Raw genomic sequence first — 26,186 nt, forward strand, 5'->3', positions numbered from 1 at the left:
TATTTCCCAAAAAAGAAAACCTGACCGAAATGTCATTAAACTAGGCTAAATTGAACATAAAAAGTAAATTAAAAAGAGGTAACACATATGTCTAAAATTATCGGTATTGACTTAGGTACAACAAACTCAGCAGTTGCAGTTCTTGAAGGAACTGAATCAAAAATCATTGCAAACCCAGAAGGAAACCGCACAACTCCGTCTGTTGTGTCTTTCAAAAATGGTGAAATCATCGTTGGTGACGCGGCAAAACGCCAAGCGGTAACCAACCCAGATACCATCATCTCTATCAAATCAAAAATGGGAACTTCTGAAAAAGTTTCAGCAAACGGTAAAGAATACACACCACAAGAAATCTCAGCAATGATTCTTCAATACTTGAAAGGTTACGCTGAAGAATATCTTGGTGAAAAAGTAACCAAAGCGGTTATCACTGTTCCTGCTTACTTCAACGATGCCCAACGTCAAGCAACCAAAGACGCTGGTAAAATCGCTGGTCTTGAAGTAGAACGTATCGTCAATGAACCAACTGCAGCAGCTCTTGCTTACGGTTTGGACAAGACTGACAAAGATGAAAAAATCTTGGTATTCGACCTTGGTGGCGGTACATTCGACGTATCTATCCTTGAACTTGGTGACGGTGTCTTTGACGTACTTGCAACAGCAGGTGATAACAAGCTCGGTGGTGACGACTTTGACCAAAAGATTATCGACCACATGGTAGCAGAGTTCAAGAAAGAAAACGGTATCGACTTGTCAGCTGACAAAATGGCCCTTCAACGTTTGAAAGATGCAGCTGAAAAAGCTAAGAAAGACTTGTCAGGCGTGACTTCAACTCAAATCAGCTTGCCATTCATCACTGCAGGTGCAGCAGGTCCACTTCACTTGGAAATGACATTGACTCGTGCGAAATTTGACGAATTGACTTACGACCTTGTAGAACGTACAAAAATTCCTGTTCGTCAAGCCCTTTCAGATGCAGGTCTCAGCCTATCAGAAATCGATGAAGTAATCCTTGTCGGTGGTTCAACTCGTATCCCAGCCGTTGTGGAAGCTGTAAAAGCTGAAACTGGTAAAGAGCCAAACAAATCTGTAAACCCTGACGAAGTGGTTGCCATGGGTGCGGCAATCCAAGGTGGTGTGATTACTGGTGATGTCAAAGATGTTGTTCTTCTTGACGTAACACCATTGTCACTTGGTATCGAAACAATGGGTGGTGTATTTACAAAACTCATCGACCGTAACACAACAATCCCAACTTCTAAATCACAAGTTTTCTCAACTGCAGCGGACAACCAGCCAGCTGTTGACATCCACGTGCTTCAAGGTGAGCGTCCAATGGCAGCGGACAACAAGACTCTTGGTCGTTTCCAATTGACAGACATCCCTGCAGCACCTCGTGGTATTCCACAAATCGAAGTAACATTCGACATCGACAAGAACGGTATCGTTTCTGTAAAAGCCAAAGACCTTGGTACACAAAAAGAACAAACTATCGTTATCCAGTCTAACTCAGGTTTGACAGATGAAGAAATCGACCGCATGATGAAAGATGCAGAAGCTAACGCGGAAGCAGATAAGAAACGTAAGGAAGAAGTGGACCTTCGTAACGATGTTGACCAAGCAATCTTTGCGACTGAGAAAACTCTTAAGGAAACAGAAGGCAAAGGCTTCGACGCAGAACGTGACCAAGCCCAAGCTGCTCTTGATGAGTTGAAAGCAGCTCAGGAAGCTAACAACTTGGACGACATGAAGGCTAAACTTGAAAACCTCAACGAAAAAGCCCAAGCCCTTGCAGTGAAACTCTACGAGCAAGCCGCAGCAGCACAACAAGCAGCCGCAGGCCAAGAAGGTGCCCAAACAGCTAACAATGCAGATGATGATGTGGTAGATGGCGAGTTTACTGAAAAGTAGTACTCTTCGAAATTCTTCACTAGGCTTCGTTAACTCTCCTCGATGAACTCCAGTTCAATCTTCGTCCAGTTGCCTAGCCTAGTCTTGAATTTCTTTGAGTATCTAGAACAAGGAAAGTTATCTTTTTTCCGTAGTTCTTAGCTTGAACTCAGTTCTCCTCTTCCCGAGAATAGAAATTATTAGTTAATAAAGATTCCAATCACAGAGGTTGCAACCCAGCCTCTGTTTTTGGGTAAATACCCGTCTAACTTTTACAGAAAGGAAAGTGTTCGTAACTGAACACGGGCTACTTTCTGAGTTTCGTCTATTATTTAACGAAAGGAAATGAACTCGCCCTAAAAGCTGTGTGAAAAAGATAAATCGTCTAGAAAATCAGGATTTTCTGCCGATTTCCTATTTTCACTTTGCTTTTAACGGGCTTGGTATCTTATATGAACAATACTGAATTTTACGATCGTCTTGGTGTTTCTAAGAATGCTTCGCCAGACGAGATTAAGAAGGCTTATCGGAAGCTTTCAAAGAAATACCATCCAGATATTAACAAGGATCCGGGTGCGGAGGATAAATACAAGGAGGTCCAGGAGGCTTATGAGACCTTGAGCGACCCGCAAAAACGGTCTGCCTATGACCAGTATGGTCCTGCTGGTGCTAATGGAGGCTTCGGCGGAGGAGCAGGTGGCTTTGGTGGTTTCGACGGAGCAGGTTTCGGTGGCTTTGAAGACATTTTCTCTAGTTTCTTTGGTGGAGGTGGTGCGACGCGCAATCCTAATGCACCTCGTCAAGGGGATGATTTGCAATATGCGGTCAATTTGAAATTTGAAGAAGCGATTTTTGGTGTGGAACGAGAAGTTTCCTACAATCGTGAAGCAACTTGTCGAACCTGTACAGGTTCAGGTGCCAAACCTGGAACAAGTCCGGTAACCTGTGGGCGTTGTCATGGTTCTGGAGTGATCAATGTGGACACCCAAACTCCACTTGGAACCATGCGTCGTCAAATGACCTGTGATGTCTGTCATGGTCGCGGAAAACAAATCAAAGACCCATGTACAACCTGTCATGGAACTGGTCATGAAAAACAAGCCCATACGGTAACGGTTAAGGTGCCAGCTGGTGTGGAAACTGGTCAACGTATTCGCTTGGCTGGTCAAGGTGAAGCTGGTTTCAATGGAGGTCCATACGGAGATCTCTACGTTGTCATTCAGGTCCAACCTTCAGACAAGTTTGAACGTGAAGGGACCACCATTCACTATAAACTGAACCTCAACTTTGTCCAAGCAGCACTTGGAGATACTGTTCATGTGCCAACAGTTCACGGTGATGTGGATATGGTCATTCCTGAAGGTACCCAGACTGGTAAGACCTTCCGACTCAAAGGAAAAGGTGCACCAAGTGTTCGTGGTGGAGCTATTGGTGATCAATATGTCACAGTAAATATCGTCACTCCGACAGGTTTGAATGACCGCCAAAAAGCAGCTCTTAAAGAATTTGCGGCAGCTGGAAATATTGATGTCAAACCCCATAAAAAAGGATTTTTTGACAAGGTAAAAGATGCCTTTGAGGATTTATAATTCTAAGATGAGACTGGGCAAAAAGCCCAGGACCACTACTCAGAGTTCGTTTCAACATCTCAGCGCAGTGGTTGATTGGCAGATTTGTTCGTGTTTTGCACTCCAAATCTGGCCTAATCAACTGTGCGGGGGTGGGAAGACGAACTCTTTTTATCTTGGTCGAGTTCTTTCCCACTCCCCTTTCTTTTTCAGAAAAAACTCTGGGCATTTTCTCCGACGCATCACAGGCTCTGTGTTAAAATAAGATATAGTAATTTGAAAGAGAACGCTTACGAATGAAATCTTGGGTTGAGAATGTGACCATAAAGAAATACGAAGATCGGTCTGGCTTGACGGGTTTGAAACAGGAGCCACTGGTGTGGACTGAGGTCTTTTTGCGCGAGGTCAATCGTCAGTCCAATACAGGAATTTTACATTTTTGGCCCATGGACCAAACGGTCATTCTGGGGATGATGGATAGTCAGGTTGCCCAGCTGGACAAGGGCTTAGCCAGTATTGGTCAGGCAGGCTACAGTCCTATTATTCGGAGTTTGGGCGGTTTGGCAGTCGTTGCAGATGAAGGGATTTTAAATGTCACTCTGATTTTGTCCAATCCTTCTGGTCACAAGGTTGATTTGCGGGAGTCTTATCAGGTCATGGTGGATTTGATTGCCCAGGCACTTTCAGATTTTCCCTTTGAGGTTGTCAGTGGTGAGGTGGCAACTTCCTACTGTCCAGGGACCTACGACCTTAGTATCAAGGGGCGGAAGTTTGCTGGATTGGCCCAGCGGATTTACCAAGAGGCTATTGCCATTTCTGCCTATATCAGTGTGTCAGGTAATCAAGTCAAACGTGGGCAAGTGGTGGCGGATTTTTATGTGGCAAGTTTTGCTCCGCAAGAAGTATCGGACAGATTTCCGCAAGTAAATCCGGATTCGATGGCCAATCTGTCAGACTTGGTCGGTCAGGATGTGACGGTGGAGGATATGAAGAAACGGATTGAGCAAGTATTGGTTGAAAATGGGACCAGGCTGTCTACTTTTTATCCCTCGTCGGACAACATGGCTGATTTTATGACCTTTGGAAAGACCATCAAGCAGTCTATGGAAAAATATGGTATCTAGGAGATTCTTATGATATGGAAAGATGCGACAGCCATGGCTCAGGCTGTCAATCAAAAACAGGTTTTTGCCAAGGAATTGGTGCAAGAAACGATTGACAGGATTGAAAAGCTCAATCCCACCCTCAATGCGGTTGTCAGCAAGCAGTATGAAGAAGCCTTGAAAGAAGCGGAGAAAGAAGACTATCTGGGCAAGCCATTTGCTGGAGTTCCTTTCTTGTTGAAGGATCTGGGGCAAAATGAAAAGGGGCAGCCATCTTCTGCTGGTTCTCGCCTACTTGCTGGTCGACCAGCAGGCCATACCGACACCTATGTCCAACGCTTGAAAGATTTGGGTTTCATCATAGTCGGTCGAACCAATACGCCAGAATTCGGCTTCAAAAATATCTCAGACGCCAGCCTGCATGGTCCTGTCAATCTTCCCTTGGACCCCAGTCGCAATGCTGGTGGATCAAGTGGTGGTGCAGCTGCAGCACTGGCTTCAGGCATGGTCTCTATTGCTGCAGCATCGGATGGTGGTGGGTCTATTCGCATCCCAGCCTCCTTCAATGGCTTGATCGGGCTCAAAACCAGTCGTGGTCGGATTCCAGTTGGACCTAAGTCTTATCGTGGCTGGCAGGGAGCATCTGTCAATTTTGCCCTGACCAAGTCTGTCCGTGACACCCAGCGTCTGCTCTATCATTTTCAGGACTACCAGCTGGAAGCTCCTTTTCCCCTTGCCAAGCTGAGTGAAGAGGAGGTTTTTGGAAAATTGTCTCGCCCCCTAAAAATCGCCTACTATACCAAATCTCCAGTAGGGAGCAAGGTCAGTCTTGAAGCGGTAGAAGCGGTTCAAAAAGCCTGTCATCACTTGGCAAATTTGGGGCATGAAGTGGTGGAATTAACAGAATATCCTCTGGATGGAGTGGCCCTGATGAAATCCTTCTACCTGATGAACAGCGTGGACACGGCCCAGATGTTTGACGAAATCGAAGCAGCTTTTGGGCGCCAGATGACCTTGGATGACATGGAAGTCATGTCCTGGGCTATTTACCAAAGCGGGCAAACTATTCCAGCCAAATTGTACTCCAAGGCCCTATTGGACTGGGACCAGTTTGGAGCCAGCATGGCGCGTTTCCATGAGGAATACGACTTGCTCCTGACGCCGACAGTGGCTGATGTAGCGCCCAAGCATGGACAATTTGACCTACCAGTAGATTTGCTGGATCGCCTCAAGCAGACCCAGAACTATTCCATGGAAGAGCAGCAGGACCTGATCTGGCAAATGTTCGAGGACAGTCTGGCCTTAACTCCCTTTACGCAGCAGGCCAATATTTGTGGTCAGCCAGCTATTTCTCTGCCAACTTATGTACGTGCTGACAGCCTGCCAATCGGCGTTCAATTGACAGCATCCAAGGGACGAGAGGATTTGCTCTTGCAGTTGGCAGATCAAATGGAGGCAGCTGGTTTACTCAACTTGTAAGGGAATTCATTTTTTCAGTTCAATTATTTGCCAAAACGTTTTCAAAATGTTAACCTGTAAAAGTTGGTGGGTTAACACCGAAAAAGTAAAAAAGGAAGCTATGGCTTCCAAAGGAGATTGTTTTATGTTGAAAAAAGTTTTAGCCTCAGCTCTCTTGGTTTCTACATTGACCTTGGCAGCATGTTCTAGTTCAAGTTCGAATACTAGCAGTTCTTCTGCTGAACAGACTCAATGGGAAAAAATTCAAGAAGCTGGTGTCTTGAAAGTTGCTACACCAGGTACCCTCTTCCCAACTTCTTACTACAATGATGCTAAAGAATTGGTCGGATATGAAATTGACATGATCAATGAAATTGGTAAGCGTTTGAAACTGGAAATTGAATACCAAGAAATCGGTGTGGCAGAAGCCTTTACAGCGGTTGACAGTGGTAAGGTAGATATTTCTGTTAACAACTTTGACATGACAGAAGCACGTAAGGAAAAGTACAACTTCTCTATCCCTTACAAGTATTCAGTTGGTGGCTACATTGTTCGTGAAGATGGTTCATCAGGAATCGAAGCAGCTGACTTGAGCGACTGGACTGGCAAGAAAGCTGGTGGTGGGGCTGGTACTCAGTACATGAAAATCGCTGAAAAGCAAGGTGCAGAGCCAGTTATCTATGACAATGTAACCAACGATGTCTATTTGCGTGATGTATCTACAGGTCGTACAGACTTCATTCCAAATGATTACTATACACAAGTGATGGCTATCAAATGGGCAAATGCCAACTTCCCAGACATCAAGGTAAAAATGGGTGAGGCTAAATACAACCCAACTGAACAAGGTATTGTTATGAGCAAGGCTGACACAAGCTTGAAAGAAAAAATTGACGAAGCACTTGAAGCGATGAAAGCTGATGGAACTTTGAAGGCAATTTCTGAGAAATACTATGCAGGACAAGACTTGACAGTCCCTGTTGAAAATGCTGATAAATTGCCAGTTATCGAAGTTGAATAAGACCTCGTAACAAATTAAATGCATCTTGTATAGACTTTGTCAGTCACAGACTGGCAAGGTCTATCTGGTTTTTAGGAAAGAGGAGAAGATATGGATATTAACTGGCAGGCAGTTTTTAATGCAGATATTGCAAGAGAGGCTATTCCACAGATTTTGGAGGGACTTCCCTACACTCTATCCCTATCCCTAATTGGTTTTGCCTTGGGGACTTTCTGTGGATTTTTTGTAGCCCTCATGCGGATGTCTAAGTTTGGACCCTTGCGTTGGTTGGCTATGGCCCATATTTCTCTCATGCGTGGAATTCCCCTCATGGTTCTTCTCTTTTTCATCTATTTTGGATTGCCTTTCATGGGGCTACAACTAGATGCTATCTCCGCATCTATTATCGCCTTTACCTCCATGTCCAGTGCCTACATTTCTGAAATTATTCGTGCATCTCTTTCGGCCATTGATAAGGGACAATGGGAGGCAGCGCGTTCCCTGGGCTTGCGGACCAATGTGATTCACAGAAAAATCATTATTCCCCAAGCCTTTCGGATTGCTCTTCCACCACTGAGCAATGTTCTCTTGGATATGGTGAAAAGTACGTCCTTGACCGCTATGATTACTGTACCAGAGATTTTCAATAAGGCAAAAATAGTCGGTGGAGCTAAGTCGGATTATATGACGGTTTATATCTGTGTAGCCCTCATTTATTGGGTTATCTGTACCCTTTATGCATTTGGTCAGCTCAAGCTAGAAAAACGCTTGGCGACTTACTAAAAAGAGGTTGGTTTAGCCTTCCGATTAAAATTTGAACAATCAAAAATAGCTTAGAATTAACGTCTCGAATGATGTGGACCTAAGCTATTTTTTATTTTAAAGACTGTTTTTTCGATGTAACTCTCACTCTTCCACATATTCCAAAATATCCCCTGGTTGGCAGTCTAAGATGCGGCAGATGCTCATCAGGGTATTAAAACGAATGCCTTTTGCCTTGCCTGTCTTGAGAATGGACAGATTGGCTTCGGTGATGCCGACTTGCTCCGCCAAGTCCTTGGAAGTCATTTGTCGGTCTTTGAGGACCTTGTCTAAGTTTACGCGAATCATTTCCATATCAGATAAACTCGCTGTTCTCGGTTTCAAGTTGTTGCCCCTTTTGTACTAAGGTCCAGACAAAATAAGTCAAGAAGATAAAGAGGGCGTTGAGGATGAAATCTGACCAACGCAGATTGAGGAAGTTGTTTGGTCCAGCAGCATTTGTCAAGGTGATCAAGCTGGTTAGGCAAAATTGCCCAGCAGTCAGGACGAGCAAACTGATGAAGAGCTTCTGATAAAGTTCCATACTAGCTGAAGCGAAATAATCTTCTTCCAGAAGCAATTTACATAACTTTTGAATCAAGTGGGCAATGTGACTGAGTGCTACTAAGACAACTAGAATCAATCCAGTCGCTAGCAGAATGAGCCAGACACTGATCTGGTCAATGGGTTTGTTAAAGGTGTATTCCCAAGAGCCTATCGCAAAGGAGTCGCCTCCAAGACCAGCCAGGCTAAAGAAAATATAGCTTGCAATTAATAAATAGAAGAAATAGCGAACACAAGCAGCCACAATGCCAGCTGTTTTGAGTAGATTGGTTTTCATAGCAAACCTCCGATTATTATTGTTTTATGATAATATTATCTGTAAAATTATTATAAAACAATAATTTTTGAAATGCAAGCGTTTTTTTAAAAAAAGAATAATAAGAAAACCGCCAACTACCTGGCGGTTTGAAGCTATTTAAAATACAATAGTCTCAACCCATTCAAAATCACCAAAATCGTTGATCCTTCGTGGCCCACCACACCGAGTGGGAGGTTGATAGACTGGAAGAGGTTGGAGATGATAAGAAGGGCAATGACAGATAGCGCAAAGATGATGTTCTGCTTGATGATGCCCCGCATTTTCTTAGAGAGACGAATGGAGTAAGGAATTCTCGTCAGGTCTTCCATGAGTACGATGTCAGCTGACTCCATAGCGATGTCCGTTCCGCTTCCCATAGCATAGCTGACATTGGCTTGAGCCAGGGCGGGAGCGTCGTTGATGCCGTCTCCGACCATGCCGACAGACGCAAACTCGGTTTGTAATTCTTGGATAACAGCAGCCTTATCCGTCGGCAGACAGTTGGCAATCACACGGTCAATACCGACCTGACTCGCCACGTAACGAGCCGTCTTTTCTTGGTCACCCGTCAAGAGAATTGGCGTCACGCCCATTTCTTTCAACTGGGCAATCAGCTGCTTGCTCTCAGGTTTCAAACTATCTTCCACCATGAAGATCGCCACCAGCACATCATTTTGGCTGACATAGACCAGGGTTTTCCCAGTGCTTTCCGCCTCATCGATCTGTGCCAGCAAGCCAGCAGACAGGGGACTCACCAGGCTGTCCGCCACAAATCCCGCCTTACCGATTTTCCAGCTGTCGCCCTCATAGCCTGCCACCAAGCCTTTTCCTGTCACGTCTTCTAGGCTTTGAAGGGCAATAGCAGAGCTGTCAGCCGTATAGGTCATGAGAGCCTGAGCGATTGGGTGGCTTGATTGTTTTTCAACTGCCTGAACAACCTGCTTGATAAGCTCTTCATCGCCAAGATAGGTCGCACCTACAACTTCAGGTTTACCAATGGTCAGGGTACCCGTCTTATCAAAGACGATGGCCTCTAGATTGGCGATGTTGTCCGCAATGTCACCGCCCTTGATAATCATGCCCTTACGTGCCGCACGGCTGATGGCAGAAAGTGTTGCGGGTGAAGAAGAAGCTACGAGGGCACAAGGAGAAGCGATGGTTAAGAGAATCATGCCTCGGTAGAAGGCAGTTAACCAGTCCCAGCCCAGTGCAAAATGAGCAAGGAGGATGAAGAGTGGTACCACCACCAAGACAACCTTGACATAGGTATCTTCCATATTTTCAATGAAAGTCGCTGTTTTTGATTTGGATTCTTGGGCGTTTTCAACCATCTGGACGATTTTATCGAAGAGGGCATCGCCTTTTTCAGCCGTAACTTGTACGGTCACAGTTGGACCTTGGTTAATGGTTCCGCCGATAACAGCATCGCCAGCCATTTTCTCCGCAGGGAGCGGCTCGCCTGTAATCATGGATTCGTCAAAGATGGATTGCGGACTGATGAGGGTAGCATCCAGTGGAACCGTGTCACCCTTGCGGACTTGCAGGAGGTCGCCAATGCGGATGGCTGCGGTGTCTAAGACAGTAATGTCACCATTTTCCTCGATTTTGCGAGCTGTTGGAGGGGTCATGTTCATCAAAGCAGCGATCGCATTCTTGCTTTTTTCCATGGCTAATTCTTCCAGAGTAGAAGAAAGGGAGAAGATGAAGATGAGTAGAGCCCCCTCCATCCAGTAGCCAATTAGACCAGAGCCGATAGCAGCTAAAATCATGAGCAGGTCGACAGACAGGTGCTTGTCGAAAATCAGCTCAGAAATGCCTTCCTTGGCTGATTGGTAGCCCCCGATGACAAAGGCTGAAATGAAGAGGATAGGAGCCCATCCCTGTCCAGTCTGAAACAGAAGGATACCTATTAGAATGAGCGCCAAGCAAAGAGCGGTCGTGATGATGTGGCTGTGTTGTTTGAGGTTGGTTACGAGTGTCATAGTTTGCTCTTCCTTATTTAGAATTATTATCATTTAACTAAGTTAATTATAACAATTATAAAAAGAAAGTCAAGTTATTTATAATAATTCTAAATAATATCATTCTGATAATTCAAAGGGAAATAAAAAAAAGCGACAGAAAGCCGCTTTGATATTCGTCTTTTAGTTCTGGCAATCAGGACAAATGCCGTAGATGGATAGCACCTCTTTTGTAATTTTGTAACCAGTTTGGGTATGAGCTTCCTTCTTCAAGCTCGGGATTTCTACATCCATGAAATCAGTGATTTTTCCACAGACTTCACAAATAACATTGAGGTGCTCGTGCCCCATAAAGTCGTAATAAGTAGTATTATCATTGGTCCGTTTCAATTTGGTCACGAACCCTTCTTCCAATAGAAGTTTGAGGTTGTTGTAAACAGTCGCCAGACTCATGTTGGGGTAGTTAGGTATTAGATCTTGATAAATCATTTCAGCACTAGGGTGGTCATCGCTTTCGATAATGTAGGCAACGACTGCTTTTCTAGTTTCGGTAATGCGTATACCCTTTTCTTTTAGATGTTGGATGACGTGTTCAAAAGCAGTTTGGTTTTCTGCATTGAAGTGAGAATGGAGTTCCATAGTTTCCTCCTTTCGTTATTATTTTATAAAAATTCTAAGATACAATATTCAGTTTCATTATAGTGTATTTGGGAGGTTGTGTCAATTTTGAGACAGGAAATCTGTCATAGTACAGTTTGGTGTCTCATGACTTGTTTACATACTTTTCCTGTGCTACAATCAAAACATGACAAGATATAAGGCAATTATTTCCTACGACGGACATGACTTTTCTGGTTTTCAGCGCCAGCCCCATGCTCGTACGGTTCAGGAAGAAATCGAAAAAACGTTAGTAAGATTGAATAGTGGTCAGCCAGTAACCGTTCATGGTGCAGGTCGTACAGATGCGGGGGTCCACGCTTACGGTCAGGTTATACACTTTGACTTGGCTGGCAGTCGAGATGTGGAGAAGCTCCGCTTTGCCCTGGATACCCAAACCTCTGAGGATATTGATGTGGTCAGTGTGGAGCAGGTGGCGGATGATTTTCATTGCCGCTATGCCAAGCACAGCAAGACCTATGAGTTTCTGGTGGATATTGGGCGACCTAAGAATCCCATGATGCGCCACTATGCGACCTTCTATCCCTATGATTTGGACTTGAGCTTGATAGAAGAAGCCATTCAGGACCTAGTGGGAACCCATGATTTCACAGGCTTTACGGCTTCGGGGACCTCGGTCGAGGACAAGGTGCGGACCATTACAGTAGCAAGTATGGAATATGACCAGCAGCGGCAGTTCTTGATTTTCACCTTTTCGGGCAACGGTTTTTTGTACAAGCAGGTGCGGAATATGGTCGGGACCCTCTTGAAAATTGGCAATGGTCGCATGCCTGTTGGGCAGATTAAAAGGATTTTAGCAGAAAAGGATCGTGGTTTGGCGGGTCCGACTGCGGCAGGCAACGGCCTCTATCTAAAGGAGATTATCTATGAAGACTAAGTATATTTTGGCGCTTTCTGGCAACGATATTTTCAGCGGTGGCGGGCTCCACGCAGATCTGACCACCTACACAGTCCATGGGCTGCATGGCTTTGTGGCGGTGACCTGCTTGACAGCTATGACGGAAAAAGGTTTTGAGGTCATTCCGACGGAGACTGCGGTCTTTGCCCAGCAGCTGGCTAGTTTGAAGGATGTGCCCTTTTCTGCGATTAAGATTGGCTTGCTTCCCTCTGTGGAAATAGCAGAGCAGGCTTTGGAGTTTATCAAGACTCACCAGGAGATTCCTGTGGTCTTGGATCCAGTCTTGGTCTGCAAGGAAACGCACGATACCGAGGTCAGTCAGTTGCGAGATGAAATCTTGAAATTCCTTCCTTATGTCAGCATTATCACGCCAAATCTGGCAGAAGCTCAGCTATTGCTCCAAAAGGATATCAAAACGGTGGAAGAGATGAAGCAGGTGGCAGTGGCCTTGTATGACTTGGGAGCCAAGGCGGTGGTCATCAAGGGAGGCAATCGTCTGGGTGGCTCAGAGGCGGTTGATGTTTTCTACGACGGTCAGGAAGTGGTGGTGCTCCAGTCGCCTCTGCTGTCAGAAAACAATGTGGGGGCAGGCTGTACCTTTGCGTCCAGCATTGCCAGTCAGCTTTTGCTGGGTCAAGAGCCTTTGGAGGCGGTCAGGCTGTCCAAGGACTTTGTCCATGCGGCGATTGAAAAATCAGATGATTATGGGGTGGTTCAATATGAGAAATAAACAAACGCAAGAATTGGTCTTGCTCGCTATCTTAACAGCCTTGAGTTTGGTATTAGCCTTTGTTCATGTACCAACTGCAACTGGTTTTGTCACACTCTTGGATGTTGGGGTATATTTTACAGCCTTTTACTTGGGCAAGAAAGAGGGAGCCATTGTCGGCGGATTGTCAGGGCTTCTGATTGATTTCTTGTTGGGCTATCCCCAGTGGGCATTCTTTAGTCTAGTATTCCACGGGGCTCAGGGTTATTTTGCGGGTTGGACAGGTAAGAAACGGATTCTCGGTTTAGTCTTGGCGACCCTCTCTATGGTTGGGGGCTACTACCTGGCATCTCGACTTTATTTTAATGACCTGAAAGCCATTGAAAGTGTTCTAAGCAATACCTTGCAAAACACAGTTGGTTTGGTAGTTGGTTACGTCTTGGCTCAGGCAATAGAAAGAATTGGTGCAGTAAATCATGTTATTAAGGGAAATTAAAGACCAAACTAAGCAAGTTGTGCAAGAAGTCCTAGAACTCAGCGATCTTCAAAAAGGACAGATATTTGTCCTTGGATTGTCCTCTAGTGAGGTGATTGGAGGGCATATCGGGAAAAATTCCAGTCTGGAAGTTGGTGAGGTGGTTGTTGAAACCATCTTGGAAATTCTGGATCAAAAAGGTATCTATCTAGCTGTCCAAGGCTGTGAACACCTCAATCGTGCCTTGGTGGTGGAGCGTGAATTAGCAATCCAGAAGGACTTGGAAATAGTCAATGTCTTACCCACCCTTCATGCAGGTGGTTCAGGACAGCTGGCGGCCTTCAAGTATATGAAGGACCCGGTGGAAGTCGAGTTTATCACCGCTCAGGCTGGTGTAGACATCGGCGACACAGCTATCGGCATGCACATCAAGCACGTCCAAGTTCCGATTAGACCTAGCCTGCGTGAAATTGGACAGGCCCATGTCACAGCTCTCGCCAGCCGACCAAAACTAATCGGCGGAGTCCGAGCAGCCTATCAGGAAGATGAGATACGGAAAGGTTCATAATGAAAGAATTTACGGTTAAGGATTTAGTGTGGACCCGTCCACCGAGACAATTCACTATTTCAGATGAAGAAATTACCATTACCACCCACCCCCAGACGGATTTGTGGCAGAAGACCTATTACCATTTTGTGAATGACAATGCTCCTGTCTTACAGATGGAGACAGAGGAGGACTATTTTTCTTTTACTGTGAAGACGGATTTTGCGGGTAGTCATACTCGATTTGACCAGTGTGGAATTGTCCTTTATCAAGATTCGGAGAATTGGCTCAAATGTTCGATAGAGTATGAAAATGATGACTTCCAACACTTGGGAAGTGTGGTGACTAATCACGGCTTTTCTGACTGGGCAACTACTGAAGTCAGTTCACAAATCAAATCCATGTGGTTTAGGCTCAGTCGCAGGGGAGCTGATTACTGTTTTGAAAATTCCGAAGATGGTATCCACTTCAAACAAATGCGGGTTTGCCATTTTCATCAAGGGGCGGGGAAAATAGCTTTTGGGCTATATGCCTGTTCACCAGAAAACTCCAGTTTTACAGCTCGCTTTACCAATATGGAATTGAGCGACTGCAAATGGCAGGCCCATGATGGCCAAGAGCCAGATGAAATATAGTGAGAGTTTTAGGTAAGTAGTAACAGAAAAATAGTTGAAACTCATACTCTTCGAAAATCAAAATGTTCCGTTGTCAACTTGCCTTGAAGAACTCCTGTTCAATCTTCACCTTCGTTTCCTAGGCTACTTTTGATTTTCATTGAGTATCAGGAAGTAACTTTCGACTAGTAAGAGAGTTACTTTTTTTATCTTTTGAGCCAAATCCTTGCCAAAAAAGTCTGGCTTTTGATAAACTTGTTTCTGTAAATGATACAAGAACAAAAGGAGAAGACATGACAAAAGGATACCAACAACGATTTTCACTGTCCATTTTATTATGGATGCGTCAGGATAAAGCACGCCAAGAGGGAATGGACTACTGGAGTGGCGGGCATGCACAGATTATTGCAGCTTCACCGGGTCTATTAGAATACCGCCAGCAACATTTGAGTGAGACAGAACATAGTTTTTGGCCGAAAGCGACAGGCTTGGAAACGGCTGTTCCAGAAGATCGTCGGATTGATGGCATTGCGGAAGTGACCTATCAAAAGTTATTGGCACCAATAGGCGGTCGCCGTCAGACGGCCCTGGCCTTTGAAGATGAGGTCAATGTTTTCCGTCGGACTTTGATGCACATGGGCTTCCCTTATTCATCACGTTGGTACCATACTAGCACTCAGGCCCAAACCCAACTGCGTGATGTCCTATACTTCCGTCGCAAAGATGGGGTGAAGAGCGGTAGCTTCAAAAAATTTGTTCAAGATGGACTCGCCAGTCAACTGGCGACAATCTCTGGGGTAACGGAAGTACGAACACAGGTCTATCTTCCTTGGAATAAAGCGACTTGGAATACCCCAAATGTTGCCCATGACAATCCTAAAGAAGACCATCTTCATGCCTCCATCATCCCAGGTTTTGCGGATCAGGCGGCAAGAGAGGCCTTCTATGCCAACCAGGCTCCGCAGTTGAATGCAGAAGTGGTGCAATACTCCTCAGCAGTCCACGCTTATCATATAGAAAAAACCTTGCCATTTGTCCTAGACGGCAAACGCATGTAAGACAAGCGACTTCTTGGTCGAATGCTTTGTTAAAAAAATATAGTCGAATGAATTAGCTTTCAGACAAGGAACCGAGGTGCAGGTTGCTAGCACAGCCTAGTGGCTGTGCTAGGTTGGAGATATAACTTGCAAAGCAAGTCACTTCTGCAGAGTACGGCAAGCCGAAAGTGACGATGTATCAAAGTTAATTCAAATGACTATAAAGCAAAAGACTTGCCAAGAAGTCTAGCTTATGGTAAACTTGTTCTTGTAAATGATACAAGAACAGAAAGGAAACCAGATGGATACAAAGTTTTCAGTAGCCCTTCATATACTGACCATGATCAGTGAGAGTAAGGAAATACTTAGCTCGCAAGCCTTAGCTGAGAGCGTTGGCACCAATGCCAGCTACATCCGCAAGGTGATTGCACTTTTGAAAAATGCAGGCTTAATCACTTCGCACCAAGGCCGTTCAGGCTACCAATTGAGCAAGTCTCCTAAGGATATTAGCTTATTGGAAATCTACCTTGCGACGCAAGAAGTGGAGCATATTCGCCTATTTCAGATACACCAGAATGCCAATCTTTCTTGTCCGGTTGGGCAGCATATAGAAGGCGCAATGGTTCCCATCTTTTCCAGCGTTGAACAAGAACTGGAAAATCAACTCAGTCGTCAATCCTTAGATAATGTGATTACTAATCTCTATCAATCCGCACAAGTAACCCGAATCTGACCTCGGTCAGATTTTATAAACTCAAACATAGACCTGTAAGTGATACAGGAACAAATGATATAATAGAAAAGAGAAGAACATGAAAGCAGCACAACACACATCTTATAACAAAAACAACATCGCCCTTAACCTTACAGAAATTGCTAAGCCACAAATCAAGCCTAACCAAGTCCTTGTCAAAGTGACCGCAGCAGGCGTTAACCCCTTGGACAACATGATTTCACGCGGAGATGTGAAATTGATTGTCCCTTACAAATTGCCCCAAACAGCTGGAAATGAAGTGGTTGGCTTGGTTGAAGAAGTAGGTTCAAGCGTGACGACCTTTGCAGCAGGGGATCGTGTCTTCGGTCGTCTTCCGCTTGATAGTATCGGTGCTTTTGCTGAGTATGTAGCGGTTGACGCTCAGGCTCTTGCTAAGGTTCCTGCCTACTTGACAGATGAAGAAGCAGCTGCCGTTCCTCTGACAGCTCTGACCATCATGCAGGCACTTGACCTTATGGGGGCACAATCTGGCAAGACCATCTTCATCTCAGGCGGAACTGGTGGTGTCGGAGGTATGGCCATTCCGATTGCCAAAGCCAAGGGCTTGACCGTTATCACAAATGGTGATGGGGCAAGTGCAGAGCGGGTGTTGTCATTGGGTGCAGACCGTTTTATCGACTACAAGACAGAAGATTACACCAAAACACTTAGCGATGTTGACTACGTCTTGGACACACTTGGTGGTGCAGAAACAGAGAAACAAATGTCAATCATGAAAAAAGGTGGACAGCTGGTTTCCCTTCGCGCCATGCCAAATGGCGAATTTGCCAAACGTATGAATTTGCCAAAATGGAAACAAATCTTGTTTGGCCTAGCTGGTCGTTCATTTGACAAAATGGCAAAAAAATACGGTGTTCACTACCATTTCATTTTCGTAGAGAGCAATGGTCGCCAACTGCAAGAAGTAGCAGACATTTTCAACAAGCTCGAAATCAAACCGTCAATCGATACAGTTTATCCATTTGAAGAAGTCAACGCAGCACTTGATAAGGTTGCCAACGGTCGTTCACGCGGAAAAACAGTCCTCAGTTTCAACTAAAAAATAAAATATACAGGGAAAAATCATGTCATATATTACAACCAAAAACCAATACATCACCGTTTCAAACAATAAAATCGCCTATCGTGAGCTCAGCAAGGGCAAGTCTGACATTCCTTTGGTCATGCTGGTCCACCTAGCGGCCACCTTGGACAACTGGGATCCCAAATTGCTGGATTTGCTGGCTGAAAAGCACCATGTAATTATCCTAGACCTTCCTGGCGTAGGAGCTAGTCAAGGCAAGGTGGCTCCGACTATTCCAGGAATGGCTGAGCAGGCTGTTGCTATTATCAAGGCTTTGGGTCATGAGAAAATCAATTTGCTGGGTCTGTCTATGGGTGGTTTTATTGCTCAAGAAATCGTTCGTCTGGATAGTCAGCTGGTCAACCGATTGATTTTAGCAGGTACAGGTCCTCGTGGTGGTTTTGAAGTTGATAAGGTAACTGGAAAAACCTTCCGCTATATGCTGAAGGCTGGTTTAGAGCGTGTGGATCCAAAACGCTACATTTTCTACAATCATGATGAAGCAGGTCGTTTGGAGGCAGAAAAAGTCTTGGGTCGTATGGGGCAAAGAAGTGCTGCACATGCAGACAAGGACATGAATGTTCCAGGATTTTTGACCCAGCTGAAAGCTATCAAACGCTGGGGAAGAGAGCCGCAAGATGACATGACCTTTATTACCCAACCAACTCTGATCGTCAACGGTGATAAGGATATGCAAGTTCCGACAGAAAATTCTTATACCATGCATGAAAAAATCAAAAATAGCCAACTGATTATTTATCCAAATGCAGGACACGGCTCGATCTTCCAAAATGCAGAAGAGTTTTCAAAAGCCTTACTAGCCTTTTTGGAGGAAAGCAATGCCTAAAACTATTTTAATCACAGGATCGACAGACGGGATTGGCAAACACCTAGCCATGAAACTAGCTAGTGAAGGCCATGAAGTGATTTTGCACGGGAGAAATAGCGAAAAGCTCCGTGTAGCTCTCAGTGACATTCAGCTAAAAACAGGAAGTAAAAAAATTCATGGCTACCTTGCAGACTTTTCCAAGTTAGCAGATGTCTATCGTTTCAGCCAAGAAATTAAACGCGATTTTGAGCAGATTGATGTCTTGTTAAACAATGCGGGTGCTTACTTTGGTGATGCGCGTGTAGCAACGGCAGAAAATATCGAGATGACCTTTATGCTGTCTGTCCAAGTTCCGTATATCTTGACGACGGAGTTACTTCCCTTGCTGGAAAAAGCAGCAGGCAGGGTCATTCATACCTCTTCCTTGATGCACCATTTTGCACAAACCAGAGGCTTGGATTTTGGTTTAGAGCAGAGCTATTCTGCAGCCATGGCTTACAATAATGCCAAGCTTTACACCATTTGGCTGGCAATAGCTCAGGCAGAGGCCTTAGAAAAGCAAGGTTCATCTGTGACCGTCAATGCCTACCATCCTGGCTTGATTGCGACAAATTTGGGCAATGATGGTATCAAACGCAATCTGAGAAGTCGGATTCTCACCAGTCTGATGAAACCATTTTCCAAGGATTTGGACCAGGGGATTGAAACGGGTTACTACTTAAGCTTGTCACCAGAGGTGGCTGGAGTATCAGGTCGTTATTTTGCGGAGAAAAGGTTGGCTAATGTCAGCTTGAAAGGATTTGATTTGGCAAAGAGCCAAGCCTTACTAGCCTATCTTGATAAGAAAATTCAAGTATTTAAGGAGAGCTACGGTGACTAAGATTTTGTTAGAAAACCTCCAACTGCCCAATGGTCAGGTCTTAGACAATCGCTTTTTCAAATCCGCTATGAGCGAAACCCTGGCAGATAGTCAGGGAGCTCCCTCAGATGACCTGATTGCCTTATATGATTTTTGGGCCAAGCAGGGAGTGGGTGTCTTAGTGACAGGCAATGTCATGGTGGACGGCCGCTACCTTGGTGAGCCGGGCAATGTGGTCCTTGATTCAGACGCTCATCTGGCTCAATTTCGGAAATGGGCAGCCGTTGGGAAAAAGAACGGTGTGCCTATCTGGCTCCAGCTCAATCATCCTGGCAAACAGATGTATCGGTCGATCAATCAAACTCCGATTGCACCCAGTGCCATTCCGATTTCTGGAGGTTCAGCTTCGGCCTTTCGTCCACCGAGAGAAATGACTGTGTTTGACATCAAAGAAGCCAGAGATAAATTTATTGCAGCAGGCCTTAGGGCAAAAGCAGCAGGATTTACAGGTGTACAGTTACACGCTGCACATGGTTACTTGACCAATCAATTCCTCTCACCAGCGGATAATCAGCGGACGGACCGCTATGGTGGCAGTCTGGACAATCGCATGCAATTCTTGGTGGAAGTTTATCAAGGTCTGCGTGAAAAAGTGGGACCAGATTTTACCATTGCCTTGAAATTGAATGCTTCTGATTTTAAGGAAGAGGGTTTTGGTTTTGAGGATTGTAAGCATGTGGTGAAAATCATGTCTGACTTGGGTATTGACCTGATTGAAATTTCAGGTGGCAATTATGAGACACCTGTTTTTGGTAGTGACTATGAGAATGGTGCTGGATTTGTCACCTATGCCCTTGCTCTAGCAGATTTGACTTCTGTTTCTATTGTTTCAACAGGCGGTTTCCGAAAAGTCACTCAGATGGAGGAGGCTATCAAGGATGGTGTGTCCATGATTGGTCTTGCTAGACCCTTTGTCCTTCGTCCAAGTCTTGTCAATGATTACCGTCAAGTCGGTGATTTGCAAGCAGACGGCGAACGGACAGGTCGTTATATTCTTGGCGGTGAAGAGTTGGTCTTGAACAGCAAGGGAGAAAGCGTTATTTCCTATGCAGATTATGCCATTGGTATGATTGACGAGATTGCAACAGGTGATCATCTCAAAGCACGTATCAGCCTTGTCAGTGAGTAAAAGATTGTTATGCAGATTTCAAATAAATTTACCATTGCCATTCATGCCTTGGCTTTTATCCATCTCTTTCAAGACCAGCAACGTGTCACCAGCAAGGTTTTGGCAAACAGTATTCAAGCCAATCCCGTTATCATTCGCTCGGTTCTATCTGGTTTGAAGGAAGCGGGAATTGTAGATGCCAAGCAGGGTAGCGGCGGTTTTCGTTTAGCAAAGACGCTTGATGACATTAGTCTTTATGACATCTTTGTTACGGTTGACAATATTGATAAGAAAGGCTTGTTCAACTTTCATGAAAATCCCCATCCCGACTGTATCGTGGGGGGAAATATCCATGCTGCTGTGGACGACAAACTCGTCCAAGTCCAGACAGCTATGGAGAAAGAATTGAAAACTATGTATATGTCCGATGTTCTGGTTGACCTAGAAAAAGCCATTGAAGAAAAAGTGAAAAGGACTTAAATGGGAGTGGGAAAGAACTCGACCATTCATAGAAGAGTTCGTCTTCCCACCCCCGCACAGTTGATTAGGTCAGATTTGGAGTGTAAAACACGAACAAATCTGCCAATCAACCACTGCGCTGAGATGTTGACACGAACTCTAAGTAGTGGTCCTGGGCTTTTTGCCCATCCTCACTATACACAAAAAGACTTAGAGTGACTGAACATCAGTTGTCTAAGTCTTTTTGCTTGGTTTGGTCAAGAACGTTGACAAGCTTGCTCTATTGCTCACTCATCAACCGCATGATGTCATCAGGGCTTTCCTTACAGCCTCGAGCAACCCAGGTTTTGAGCACTCGGAAAAATCCTCCTACGATAAATTGCAGGTGAAAATCATCAGTCAAGTCCCCCAGTCTTTCTTTGAAATAGCGATCCAAGACCTCCTCGAGCAAGTAGTCCAAATGGTTGGCAGTCAATAAGCGAATCTTATCCTGTTGCTCATACCAAAAGTCAAAAAATTGCCGTAAAGCTAGTAAGAGATGAGCATCTGACCAATCCGACAAGTCAATCTGCCGTTCGGTCAACCAGGCTTGCGATTCCAAGTTGAAGGATCGTTCGAGCACCTCTTCCTTATTGGAAAAGTTTCGGTAAAAGGTCACCCGACCGATGCCAGCTCGCTCCACCAACTCTGACACACTAATCTTTTCAAAAGATTTGTCTTCCAGTAACTCCCACAGAGCCTCCACGACACTCTCCACAAATAATGACTCTTTCCGCTTCACTCTTTCCATGCGAAACACTTCCTTTCCTTTGTTTCCTTTTGGGGAAATAGCAGAGCTGGGACTAGTTTTCCCACTGTCCATCTGCTATACTGATAAAAACGAAACACTTGTTTCTAAAAATATACCATAAAGGACAGAAAAAAGAAAGTATGAAAAAAGTTTTAATCGGCATTGGGATTTTAATAGCTTGTTTTGGTATTGGTTTCCTGTATTTAGCCAGCAAGCCATCAGTGGCTTCTAACTACACAGAAGTAGTTGAAACGGGTGGAGCTGTTGAGAAAAAGTATCTTGGACAGGGCAACTATGACGTTTCCTATCTCGAAATCAATGCTTTACAAAATTTCAAAAAATATGAACTGTACTATCCTACAAATATTGAAACAGAAACCAGAAAATTTCCAGTAGTGATATTTTCTAATGGTACCGGTGTTAGAGCTTCTAAGTATGCGTCTGTTTTGAAACATTTGGCTTCTTGGGGCTTTATTGTCATTGGTACTGAGGAAGAATATTCTTGGAATGGATTTTCATCCGAAATGAGCTTGCGACTTGCTATCAAGCTAAATGATAATAAGACTGTTGAAGGCCTAAAATCAAATCCTTTCTTTAGTAAAGTCGATTTAGATAAGATCGGCCTATCGGGGCATTCTCAAGGAGGAGTTGGGGTCTTTAATGCTGTTACGGAACAAAAGCATGGGCATATGATCAAAACTATTTACGCGGCAAGTCCTGCCAATTTAGAACTTTCTAGTAATTTAGAATGGGACTATGACCCGAGCTTGATTTCTGTTCCGACCTTTCTAGTATCGGGTACGGGAGGTGGATATGAGGATTTGGTAGTGTCTGGCAAGCAGTTGACACAGATTTATGAGACATTACCAGCTACCATCACGAAGGTAATGGCTCGGAGAAAAGAAGCAGGACATGGTGATATGCTTAGACTTCCAAACGGCTATATGGTAGCTTGATTTATGTGGCGGTTACAAGGAGCCCCTGAAGCAGAGACGGCATTTCAAGGAAACTCCCCAGAAATTGTTCAAAACAAACTCTATCAAGATCAAAGAATAATGAACTAGGATTTGTATCATTGACGGTCAAAAGCGAGTTCTGTCTTTCTATTGTTTGTTCTTGTTTTATGTTAGTAGCTTATTCAAAAAATGTGTAAAAAGAGTGTAATTCTTCATGAAAAAATTCAAAAAAATCATCTTATGGACCCTTGGGATTGTAGCCAGTCTCGGTATCATTGCTTATGTGTCTGTTACCAATCATCCGCAGTTGGTAGTCGGTGTCATTCAATCGTTTATGTACAAAGAGAGTTCACCGAACTCTTACAGTCCTCTTTATGATCCCATTGATGGTCTGAAAGAAAATGGTCAGTATTTGAAAAGTGAGATTGCCTATAGTAAGGACTATCCCAACAGTTTTTTAGATATTACCTATCCAGACCAAAATCTTGAAGCTGACCGACCAACCCTCTTCTATTTCCACGGTGGTGGATTCTTTGGAGGTAGCAAAAATATGGGGGCCCCTCTGTCAGCTAGCCAAGCGACCTACCTCATTGATGACATCGTGTCAAAAGGATATAATGTTGTCAATGTGGATTATGCTCTTGTACCAGACCACCATTTCCCAACGCCAGTGATTCAAATGAATCAGGCTATCGCCTACATGAAGGAACACGCTGAAGAATATCACTTGAACATGGACAATGTCGTCTTGATGGGTTCATCAGCAGGTGCCATCATGGCGGCACAATATGGTAGCGTCTTAGCCAATCAAGAGTACGCTCAGCTATTGAATATTGAACCAAGTATTGCAAAAGAAGATGTCAAGGCTCTGGTTATAGACGATGCTCCTTTAGATTATGCCAAATTTAGCCTAGGTACGAAGATCTTGGTTGGAAATTATGTTTCAGAAACCATCTATCTAAGTGAGGAAGAAATCAATGCCTATAACCCTATTTCCCATGTGAATAAAGACTACCCAGCTAGTTTCCTTCTGGGAAGCGAGGATCGAACAGATATGGTGTCGCTCAACAAGGCTTTGAAGCAAGCGGGAGTTGAAAATGAATTGGTCGATCCTTTGGCAGAAGAAGGGCTTGAAAAGCCTCATGGTTTTGTGGCGAATTTACGAACAGACCCTGTGTCTGCCAAAGCATTTGAACGGTTGATGATTTTTATAGACGATAGAACCAAGGAATAGTCGGAGTGTTGATAAGTTGGAAACTGATAGGGATTTGTCCAATCAATCTGTCGCTCTGACAACCATGTTTGTACTCAGAAAGTCTACGCCGAAAAATTCCAAGTGAGAACAATAAGTCCCAGCTCTGCCATTTCCCAAAAGTACGTTATAAAATCGTTGAAATCCTTGTCAATTGTGTTATAATGAAGAGTATGCAATAAAATTTTAAGGAGAATGACAGAATGTCTGTATCATTTGAAGCAAAAGAAACAAATCGCGGCGTTTTGACTTTCACAATCGGTCAAGATGCTATCAAACCAGAATTGGATCGCGTTTTCAACAAAGTTAAGAAAGATATCAATCTTCCAGGTTTCCGTAAAGGTCACTTGCCACGTGCCGTTTTCAACCAAAAATTTGGTGAAGAAGCACTTTATCAAGATGTTGTAAATGCATTGTTACCAGCAGCTTATGAAGCAGCGGTTGCAGAAGCTGGTCTTGAAGTCGTTGCACAACCAAAAATCGACGTTGTATCTATGGAAAAAGGTCAAGACTGGACAATCACTGCGGAAGTTGTGACAAAACCTGAAGTAAAATTGGGTGACTACAAAAACTTGGCAGTTTCAGTAGAAGCTACTAAAGAAGTAACAGACGAAGAAGTTGACGCAAAAATCGAAGCTGCACGCAACAACTTGGCTGAATTGGTTATCAAAGAAGGTCCAGCAGCTGAAGGCGATACAGTTGTTATCGACTTTGTAGGTTCAATCGACGGTGTTGAATTTGACGGCGGTAAAGGTGAGAACTTCTCACTTGGACTTGGTTCAGGTCAATTCATCCCAGGTTTTGAAGCGCAATTGGTTGGTCACGCAGCTGGTGAAGAAGTAAACGTTGAAGTGACTTTCCCAGAAGACTACCAAGCAGCTGACCTTGCTGGTAAACAAGCCCTCTTCGTAACAAAAATCCATGAAGTAAAAGCAAAAGAAGTTCCAGCTTTGGATGACGAATTGGCAAAAGACATCGACGAAGAAGTGGAAACACTTGATGAGTTGAAAGCTAAATACCGCAAAGAATTGGAAGCATCAAAAGAAGTTGCCTTTGACGATGCAGTTGAATCAGCAGCTCTTGAATTGGCTGTAGAAAACGCTGAAATCGTTGAATTGCCAGAAGAAATGATTCATGAAGAAGTTCACCGTGCAATCAATGAATTCTTGGGTGGTATGCAACAACAAGGTATCTCACCAGATATGTACTTCCAAATCACTGGTACAACTCGTGAAGACCTTCATAAACAATACGAAGCAGATGCTGAAAAACGTACTAAGACAAACTTGGTTGTTGAAGCAGTAGCTAAAGCAGAAGGTTTCGAAGCAACTGAAGAAGAAATCAACAAAGAAATCGAAGACTTGGCAGCAACTTACAATATGGAAGTGGCACAAGTTCGTAGCTTGCTTTCACCAGAAATGCTTAAACACGACATCGCTGTGAAGAAAGCTGTAGAAGTGATTACAAGCACTGCAACTGTAAAATAATTATTTGGAAAACTCGACTCTGGTCGGGTTTTTTGTTTAATCATCTTTCGATGTTACAAAGAAACTCTCTGAAAAACCTTGTCCGTCCCATGCAGAAATGGGAGAATGTCATATCTGTTGGTGGAGTCGTCCAAGTTTCACAAGGGGTACGAATAACTGACGGAGAGGTCAGCCATTACCAGTTGCCGTGGTCGGTGCTCCCATGTTTACAAGCTATCGAATATGACTGTTCTTTTTTAGGGAGTAGAATTTTATTGGACTATTTGCAATCCAATCTCATCATATCAGGTGCCTTTGGGTTATTTTACAAGGAGTATGTCATAGCAGTTGGGGGTTATGATAGGCAGACACTGGGAGAAGATATGGAGCTAGTCATGAAATTGCATTATTTCTGTAGAAATAACAATATTCCTTATCGAATCTGCTATGAAACCAGCGCCATTTGTTGGAGTCAAGCACCGAGCTCTATCGGTGATTTATGCAAACAACGCCGTCGCTGGTTCTTGGGACTCTATCAATGTCTAAAAAAAATACCGAAAAATGTTATCGCGAGTTCGTTTTGGGGCGGTGGGATATTTTTCCTATGCTTACTATATGCTATTTGAATTTTTGGCTCCGTTTATAGAGACTTTCGGTTGTTTCGTGATTCTACTTTCGTTGATCTATCATCAACTAAACATCTCATTTTTCATATCGCTCTTTTTCCTCCATAGTGCTTTTTGCTCACTAATCACCTTTGCGTCATTTTTGCAACGCGTCTACTCGCAAGATTTATTTATTGGACCTATGGATTTGTGTAAAGCCTTCCTGGCAACCTTGTTTAGATATTTTTTCTTGCATTGGGTATTGAATATTGTCCGTCTGACAAGTTTTATTGGATATAAAAAGAGAAAGCGTGAATGGGGAGAAATCAAACGAGTGAAACAATTCGTTTAAGTAAAGGTAAG

At 44.1% G+C, this 26,186-nt stretch carries 26 protein-coding genes and 1 pseudogene; 22 read left to right on the plus strand and 5 right to left on the minus strand.

Annotated elements, in window-relative coordinates; genetic code table 11:
- The first annotated feature begins 87 nt into the window (after window positions 1-87).
- The 6 genes from dnaK to YYK_RS01525 all read left to right on the plus strand — a co-directional run bounded on the left by dnaK (window position 88) and on the right by YYK_RS01525 (window position 7,802).
- Window positions 88-1,911: a molecular chaperone DnaK gene (gene dnaK / locus YYK_RS01500; RefSeq protein WP_011921878.1), complete on the plus strand. Its 1,824-nt coding sequence runs from the start codon at window positions 88-90 to the stop codon at window positions 1,909-1,911.
- Window positions 1,912-2,342: 431 nt separating this feature from the next.
- Window positions 2,343-3,479 (plus strand): molecular chaperone DnaJ, encoded by a 1,137-nt coding sequence (gene dnaJ / locus YYK_RS01505; protein ID WP_012775428.1) that lies wholly within the window; start codon window positions 2,343-2,345, stop codon window positions 3,477-3,479.
- 275 nt (window positions 3,480-3,754) lie between these two features.
- Window positions 3,755-4,582 (plus strand): lipoate--protein ligase family protein, encoded by an 828-nt coding sequence (locus YYK_RS01510; RefSeq protein ID WP_011921881.1) that lies wholly within the window; start codon window positions 3,755-3,757, stop codon window positions 4,580-4,582.
- 9 nt (window positions 4,583-4,591) lie between these two features.
- Entirely contained in the window at window positions 4,592-6,040 is a 1,449-nt protein-coding gene (locus YYK_RS01515) for an amidase (protein WP_011921882.1), read from the plus strand.
- Window positions 6,041-6,164: 124 nt separating this feature from the next.
- On the plus strand, window positions 6,165-7,040 hold the full coding sequence (locus YYK_RS01520; RefSeq protein ID WP_012774956.1) for a transporter substrate-binding domain-containing protein: 876 nt from the start codon (window positions 6,165-6,167) through the stop codon (window positions 7,038-7,040).
- A gap of 90 nt (window positions 7,041-7,130) precedes the next feature.
- On the plus strand, window positions 7,131-7,802 hold the full coding sequence (locus YYK_RS01525) for an amino acid ABC transporter permease (RefSeq protein ID WP_011921884.1): 672 nt from the start codon (window positions 7,131-7,133) through the stop codon (window positions 7,800-7,802).
- 123 nt (window positions 7,803-7,925) lie between these two features.
- On the opposite strand, the gene YYK_RS01530 is transcribed toward YYK_RS01525, so the two are convergent.
- From YYK_RS01530 to YYK_RS01545, 4 genes are all read right to left on the minus strand, one after another.
- A complete protein-coding gene (locus tag YYK_RS01530) occupies window positions 7,926-8,135 on the minus strand; it encodes a helix-turn-helix domain-containing protein (protein WP_012774957.1) in 210 nt (69 codons plus the stop codon).
- A 1-nt stretch (window position 8,136) separates the two neighbouring features.
- Window positions 8,137-8,661, minus strand: coding sequence for a hypothetical protein (locus tag YYK_RS01535; RefSeq protein ID WP_011922625.1), 525 nt, complete (start codon window positions 8,659-8,661; stop codon window positions 8,137-8,139).
- Window positions 8,662-8,795: 134 nt separating this feature from the next.
- Window positions 8,796-10,664 (minus strand): heavy metal translocating P-type ATPase, encoded by a 1,869-nt coding sequence (locus YYK_RS01540; RefSeq protein WP_012775493.1) that lies wholly within the window; start codon window positions 10,662-10,664, stop codon window positions 8,796-8,798.
- Between the two features lie 162 nt (window positions 10,665-10,826).
- Entirely contained in the window at window positions 10,827-11,282 is a 456-nt protein-coding gene (locus YYK_RS01545) for a Fur family transcriptional regulator (protein WP_012774959.1), read from the minus strand.
- 166 nt (window positions 11,283-11,448) lie between these two features.
- On the opposite strand from YYK_RS01545, the gene truA reads away from it, so the two are divergent.
- From truA to YYK_RS01605, 12 genes are all read left to right on the plus strand, one after another.
- Window positions 11,449-12,198 (plus strand): tRNA pseudouridine(38-40) synthase TruA, encoded by a 750-nt coding sequence (truA, locus tag YYK_RS01550; RefSeq protein WP_011922628.1) that lies wholly within the window; start codon window positions 11,449-11,451, stop codon window positions 12,196-12,198.
- Window positions 12,188-12,949: a bifunctional hydroxymethylpyrimidine kinase/phosphomethylpyrimidine kinase gene (locus YYK_RS01555; protein ID WP_011922629.1), complete on the plus strand. Its 762-nt coding sequence runs from the start codon at window positions 12,188-12,190 to the stop codon at window positions 12,947-12,949. Before truA ends, YYK_RS01555 begins: the two co-directional genes overlap by 11 nt.
- Window positions 12,939-13,424: an ECF transporter S component gene (locus tag YYK_RS01560; RefSeq protein WP_012774960.1), complete on the plus strand. Its 486-nt coding sequence runs from the start codon at window positions 12,939-12,941 to the stop codon at window positions 13,422-13,424. Before YYK_RS01555 ends, YYK_RS01560 begins: the two co-directional genes overlap by 11 nt.
- Window positions 13,405-13,971, plus strand: a complete 567-nt coding sequence (locus tag YYK_RS01565; protein ID WP_011921892.1) for a TIGR01440 family protein — start codon at window positions 13,405-13,407, stop codon at window positions 13,969-13,971. Before YYK_RS01560 ends, YYK_RS01565 begins: the two co-directional genes overlap by 20 nt.
- A complete protein-coding gene (locus tag YYK_RS01570) occupies window positions 13,971-14,585 on the plus strand; it encodes a DUF1349 domain-containing protein (RefSeq protein ID WP_011921893.1) in 615 nt (204 codons plus the stop codon). The genes YYK_RS01565 and YYK_RS01570 overlap by 1 nt, the downstream gene beginning before the upstream one ends.
- 272 nt (window positions 14,586-14,857) lie before the next feature.
- Window positions 14,858-15,622, plus strand: a complete 765-nt coding sequence (locus YYK_RS01575; protein ID WP_011921895.1) for a hypothetical protein — start codon at window positions 14,858-14,860, stop codon at window positions 15,620-15,622.
- Window positions 15,623-15,902: 280 nt separating this feature from the next.
- Window positions 15,903-16,334: an Rrf2 family transcriptional regulator gene (locus tag YYK_RS01580; RefSeq protein WP_012774961.1), complete on the plus strand. Its 432-nt coding sequence runs from the start codon at window positions 15,903-15,905 to the stop codon at window positions 16,332-16,334.
- Window positions 16,335-16,413: 79 nt separating this feature from the next.
- A complete protein-coding gene (locus YYK_RS01585; RefSeq protein WP_011921897.1) occupies window positions 16,414-17,415 on the plus strand; it encodes an NADP-dependent oxidoreductase in 1,002 nt (333 codons plus the stop codon).
- Between the two features lie 25 nt (window positions 17,416-17,440).
- Window positions 17,441-18,286 carry an alpha/beta fold hydrolase gene (locus YYK_RS01590; RefSeq protein WP_011921898.1) on the plus strand — a complete coding sequence of 282 codons (846 nt, stop codon included), beginning with the start codon at window positions 17,441-17,443 and terminating at the stop codon, window positions 18,284-18,286.
- A complete protein-coding gene (locus YYK_RS01595) occupies window positions 18,279-19,148 on the plus strand; it encodes an SDR family NAD(P)-dependent oxidoreductase (protein ID WP_011921899.1) in 870 nt (289 codons plus the stop codon). The genes YYK_RS01590 and YYK_RS01595 overlap by 8 nt, the downstream gene beginning before the upstream one ends.
- Complete coding sequence (locus YYK_RS01600; protein WP_012774962.1) at window positions 19,141-20,316, plus strand: NADH:flavin oxidoreductase/NADH oxidase family protein; 1,176 nt, start codon at window positions 19,141-19,143, stop codon at window positions 20,314-20,316. The genes YYK_RS01595 and YYK_RS01600 overlap by 8 nt, the downstream gene beginning before the upstream one ends.
- Window positions 20,317-20,325: 9 nt before the next feature.
- Window positions 20,326-20,775 (plus strand): Rrf2 family transcriptional regulator, encoded by a 450-nt coding sequence (locus tag YYK_RS01605; RefSeq protein ID WP_011921901.1) that lies wholly within the window; start codon window positions 20,326-20,328, stop codon window positions 20,773-20,775.
- A gap of 259 nt (window positions 20,776-21,034) precedes the next feature.
- Here YYK_RS01605 and YYK_RS01610 read toward each other — a convergent pair whose 3' ends face one another.
- Window positions 21,035-21,544: a TetR/AcrR family transcriptional regulator gene (locus YYK_RS01610; protein WP_014917199.1), complete on the minus strand. Its 510-nt coding sequence runs from the start codon at window positions 21,542-21,544 to the stop codon at window positions 21,035-21,037.
- Window positions 21,545-21,684: 140 nt separating this feature from the next.
- On the opposite strand from YYK_RS01610, the pseudogene YYK_RS01615 reads away from it, so the two are divergent.
- The 4 genes and pseudogenes from YYK_RS01615 (at window position 21,685) to YYK_RS10480 (ending at window position 25,844) form a co-directional block, all read left to right on the plus strand.
- Window positions 21,685-22,608: pseudogene (locus YYK_RS01615) on the plus strand (poly(ethylene terephthalate) hydrolase family protein).
- A 106-nt stretch (window positions 22,609-22,714) separates the two neighbouring features.
- Window positions 22,715-23,734: an alpha/beta hydrolase gene (locus YYK_RS01620; protein ID WP_011921904.1), complete on the plus strand. Its 1,020-nt coding sequence runs from the start codon at window positions 22,715-22,717 to the stop codon at window positions 23,732-23,734.
- 221 nt (window positions 23,735-23,955) lie between these two features.
- Window positions 23,956-25,239: a trigger factor gene (gene tig / locus YYK_RS01625; RefSeq protein ID WP_011921906.1), complete on the plus strand. Its 1,284-nt coding sequence runs from the start codon at window positions 23,956-23,958 to the stop codon at window positions 25,237-25,239.
- 50 nt (window positions 25,240-25,289) lie between these two features.
- Complete coding sequence (locus YYK_RS10480; protein ID WP_337459650.1) at window positions 25,290-25,844, plus strand: glycosyltransferase family 2 protein; 555 nt, start codon at window positions 25,290-25,292, stop codon at window positions 25,842-25,844.
- Window positions 25,845-26,186: the final 342 nt, after the last annotated feature.

This window comes from Streptococcus suis S735 (assembly GCF_000294495.1).
GTDB classification, from domain to species: domain Bacteria; phylum Bacillota; class Bacilli; order Lactobacillales; family Streptococcaceae; genus Streptococcus; species Streptococcus suis.

Coding starts and splice junctions, on each gene's coding strand:
- YYK_RS01530 (WP_012774957.1), bottom strand. CDS start 8,135: ATGGAAATGATTCGCGTAAACTTAGACAAGGTCCTCAAAGACCGACAA.
- YYK_RS01610 (WP_014917199.1), bottom strand. CDS start 21,544: ATGGAAAGAGTGAAGCGGAAAGAGTCATTATTTGTGGAGAGTGTCGTG.
- YYK_RS01585 (WP_011921897.1), top strand. CDS start 16,414: ATGAAAGCAGCACAACACACATCTTATAACAAAAACAACATCGCCCTT.
- dnaJ (WP_012775428.1), top strand. CDS start 2,343: ATGAACAATACTGAATTTTACGATCGTCTTGGTGTTTCTAAGAATGCT.
- YYK_RS01525 (WP_011921884.1), top strand. CDS start 7,131: ATGGATATTAACTGGCAGGCAGTTTTTAATGCAGATATTGCAAGAGAG.
- YYK_RS01605 (WP_011921901.1), top strand. CDS start 20,326: ATGCAGATTTCAAATAAATTTACCATTGCCATTCATGCCTTGGCTTTT.
- YYK_RS01565 (WP_011921892.1), top strand. CDS start 13,405: ATGTTATTAAGGGAAATTAAAGACCAAACTAAGCAAGTTGTGCAAGAA.
- YYK_RS01510 (WP_011921881.1), top strand. CDS start 3,755: ATGAAATCTTGGGTTGAGAATGTGACCATAAAGAAATACGAAGATCGG.
- YYK_RS01590 (WP_011921898.1), top strand. CDS start 17,441: ATGTCATATATTACAACCAAAAACCAATACATCACCGTTTCAAACAAT.
- YYK_RS01560 (WP_012774960.1), top strand. CDS start 12,939: ATGAGAAATAAACAAACGCAAGAATTGGTCTTGCTCGCTATCTTAACA.
- YYK_RS01555 (WP_011922629.1), top strand. CDS start 12,188: ATGAAGACTAAGTATATTTTGGCGCTTTCTGGCAACGATATTTTCAGC.
- YYK_RS10480 (WP_337459650.1), top strand. CDS start 25,290: ATGTTACAAAGAAACTCTCTGAAAAACCTTGTCCGTCCCATGCAGAAA.
- YYK_RS01540 (WP_012775493.1), bottom strand. CDS start 10,664: ATGACACTCGTAACCAACCTCAAACAACACAGCCACATCATCACGACC.
- YYK_RS01620 (WP_011921904.1), top strand. CDS start 22,715: ATGAAAAAATTCAAAAAAATCATCTTATGGACCCTTGGGATTGTAGCC.
- dnaK (WP_011921878.1), top strand. CDS start 88: ATGTCTAAAATTATCGGTATTGACTTAGGTACAACAAACTCAGCAGTT.
- YYK_RS01570 (WP_011921893.1), top strand. CDS start 13,971: ATGAAAGAATTTACGGTTAAGGATTTAGTGTGGACCCGTCCACCGAGA.
- YYK_RS01520 (WP_012774956.1), top strand. CDS start 6,165: ATGTTGAAAAAAGTTTTAGCCTCAGCTCTCTTGGTTTCTACATTGACC.
- YYK_RS01515 (WP_011921882.1), top strand. CDS start 4,592: ATGATATGGAAAGATGCGACAGCCATGGCTCAGGCTGTCAATCAAAAA.
- YYK_RS01575 (WP_011921895.1), top strand. CDS start 14,858: ATGACAAAAGGATACCAACAACGATTTTCACTGTCCATTTTATTATGG.
- tig (WP_011921906.1), top strand. CDS start 23,956: ATGTCTGTATCATTTGAAGCAAAAGAAACAAATCGCGGCGTTTTGACT.
- YYK_RS01580 (WP_012774961.1), top strand. CDS start 15,903: ATGGATACAAAGTTTTCAGTAGCCCTTCATATACTGACCATGATCAGT.
- truA (WP_011922628.1), top strand. CDS start 11,449: ATGACAAGATATAAGGCAATTATTTCCTACGACGGACATGACTTTTCT.
- YYK_RS01595 (WP_011921899.1), top strand. CDS start 18,279: ATGCCTAAAACTATTTTAATCACAGGATCGACAGACGGGATTGGCAAA.
- YYK_RS01535 (WP_011922625.1), bottom strand. CDS start 8,661: ATGAAAACCAATCTACTCAAAACAGCTGGCATTGTGGCTGCTTGTGTT.
- YYK_RS01545 (WP_012774959.1), bottom strand. CDS start 11,282: ATGGAACTCCATTCTCACTTCAATGCAGAAAACCAAACTGCTTTTGAA.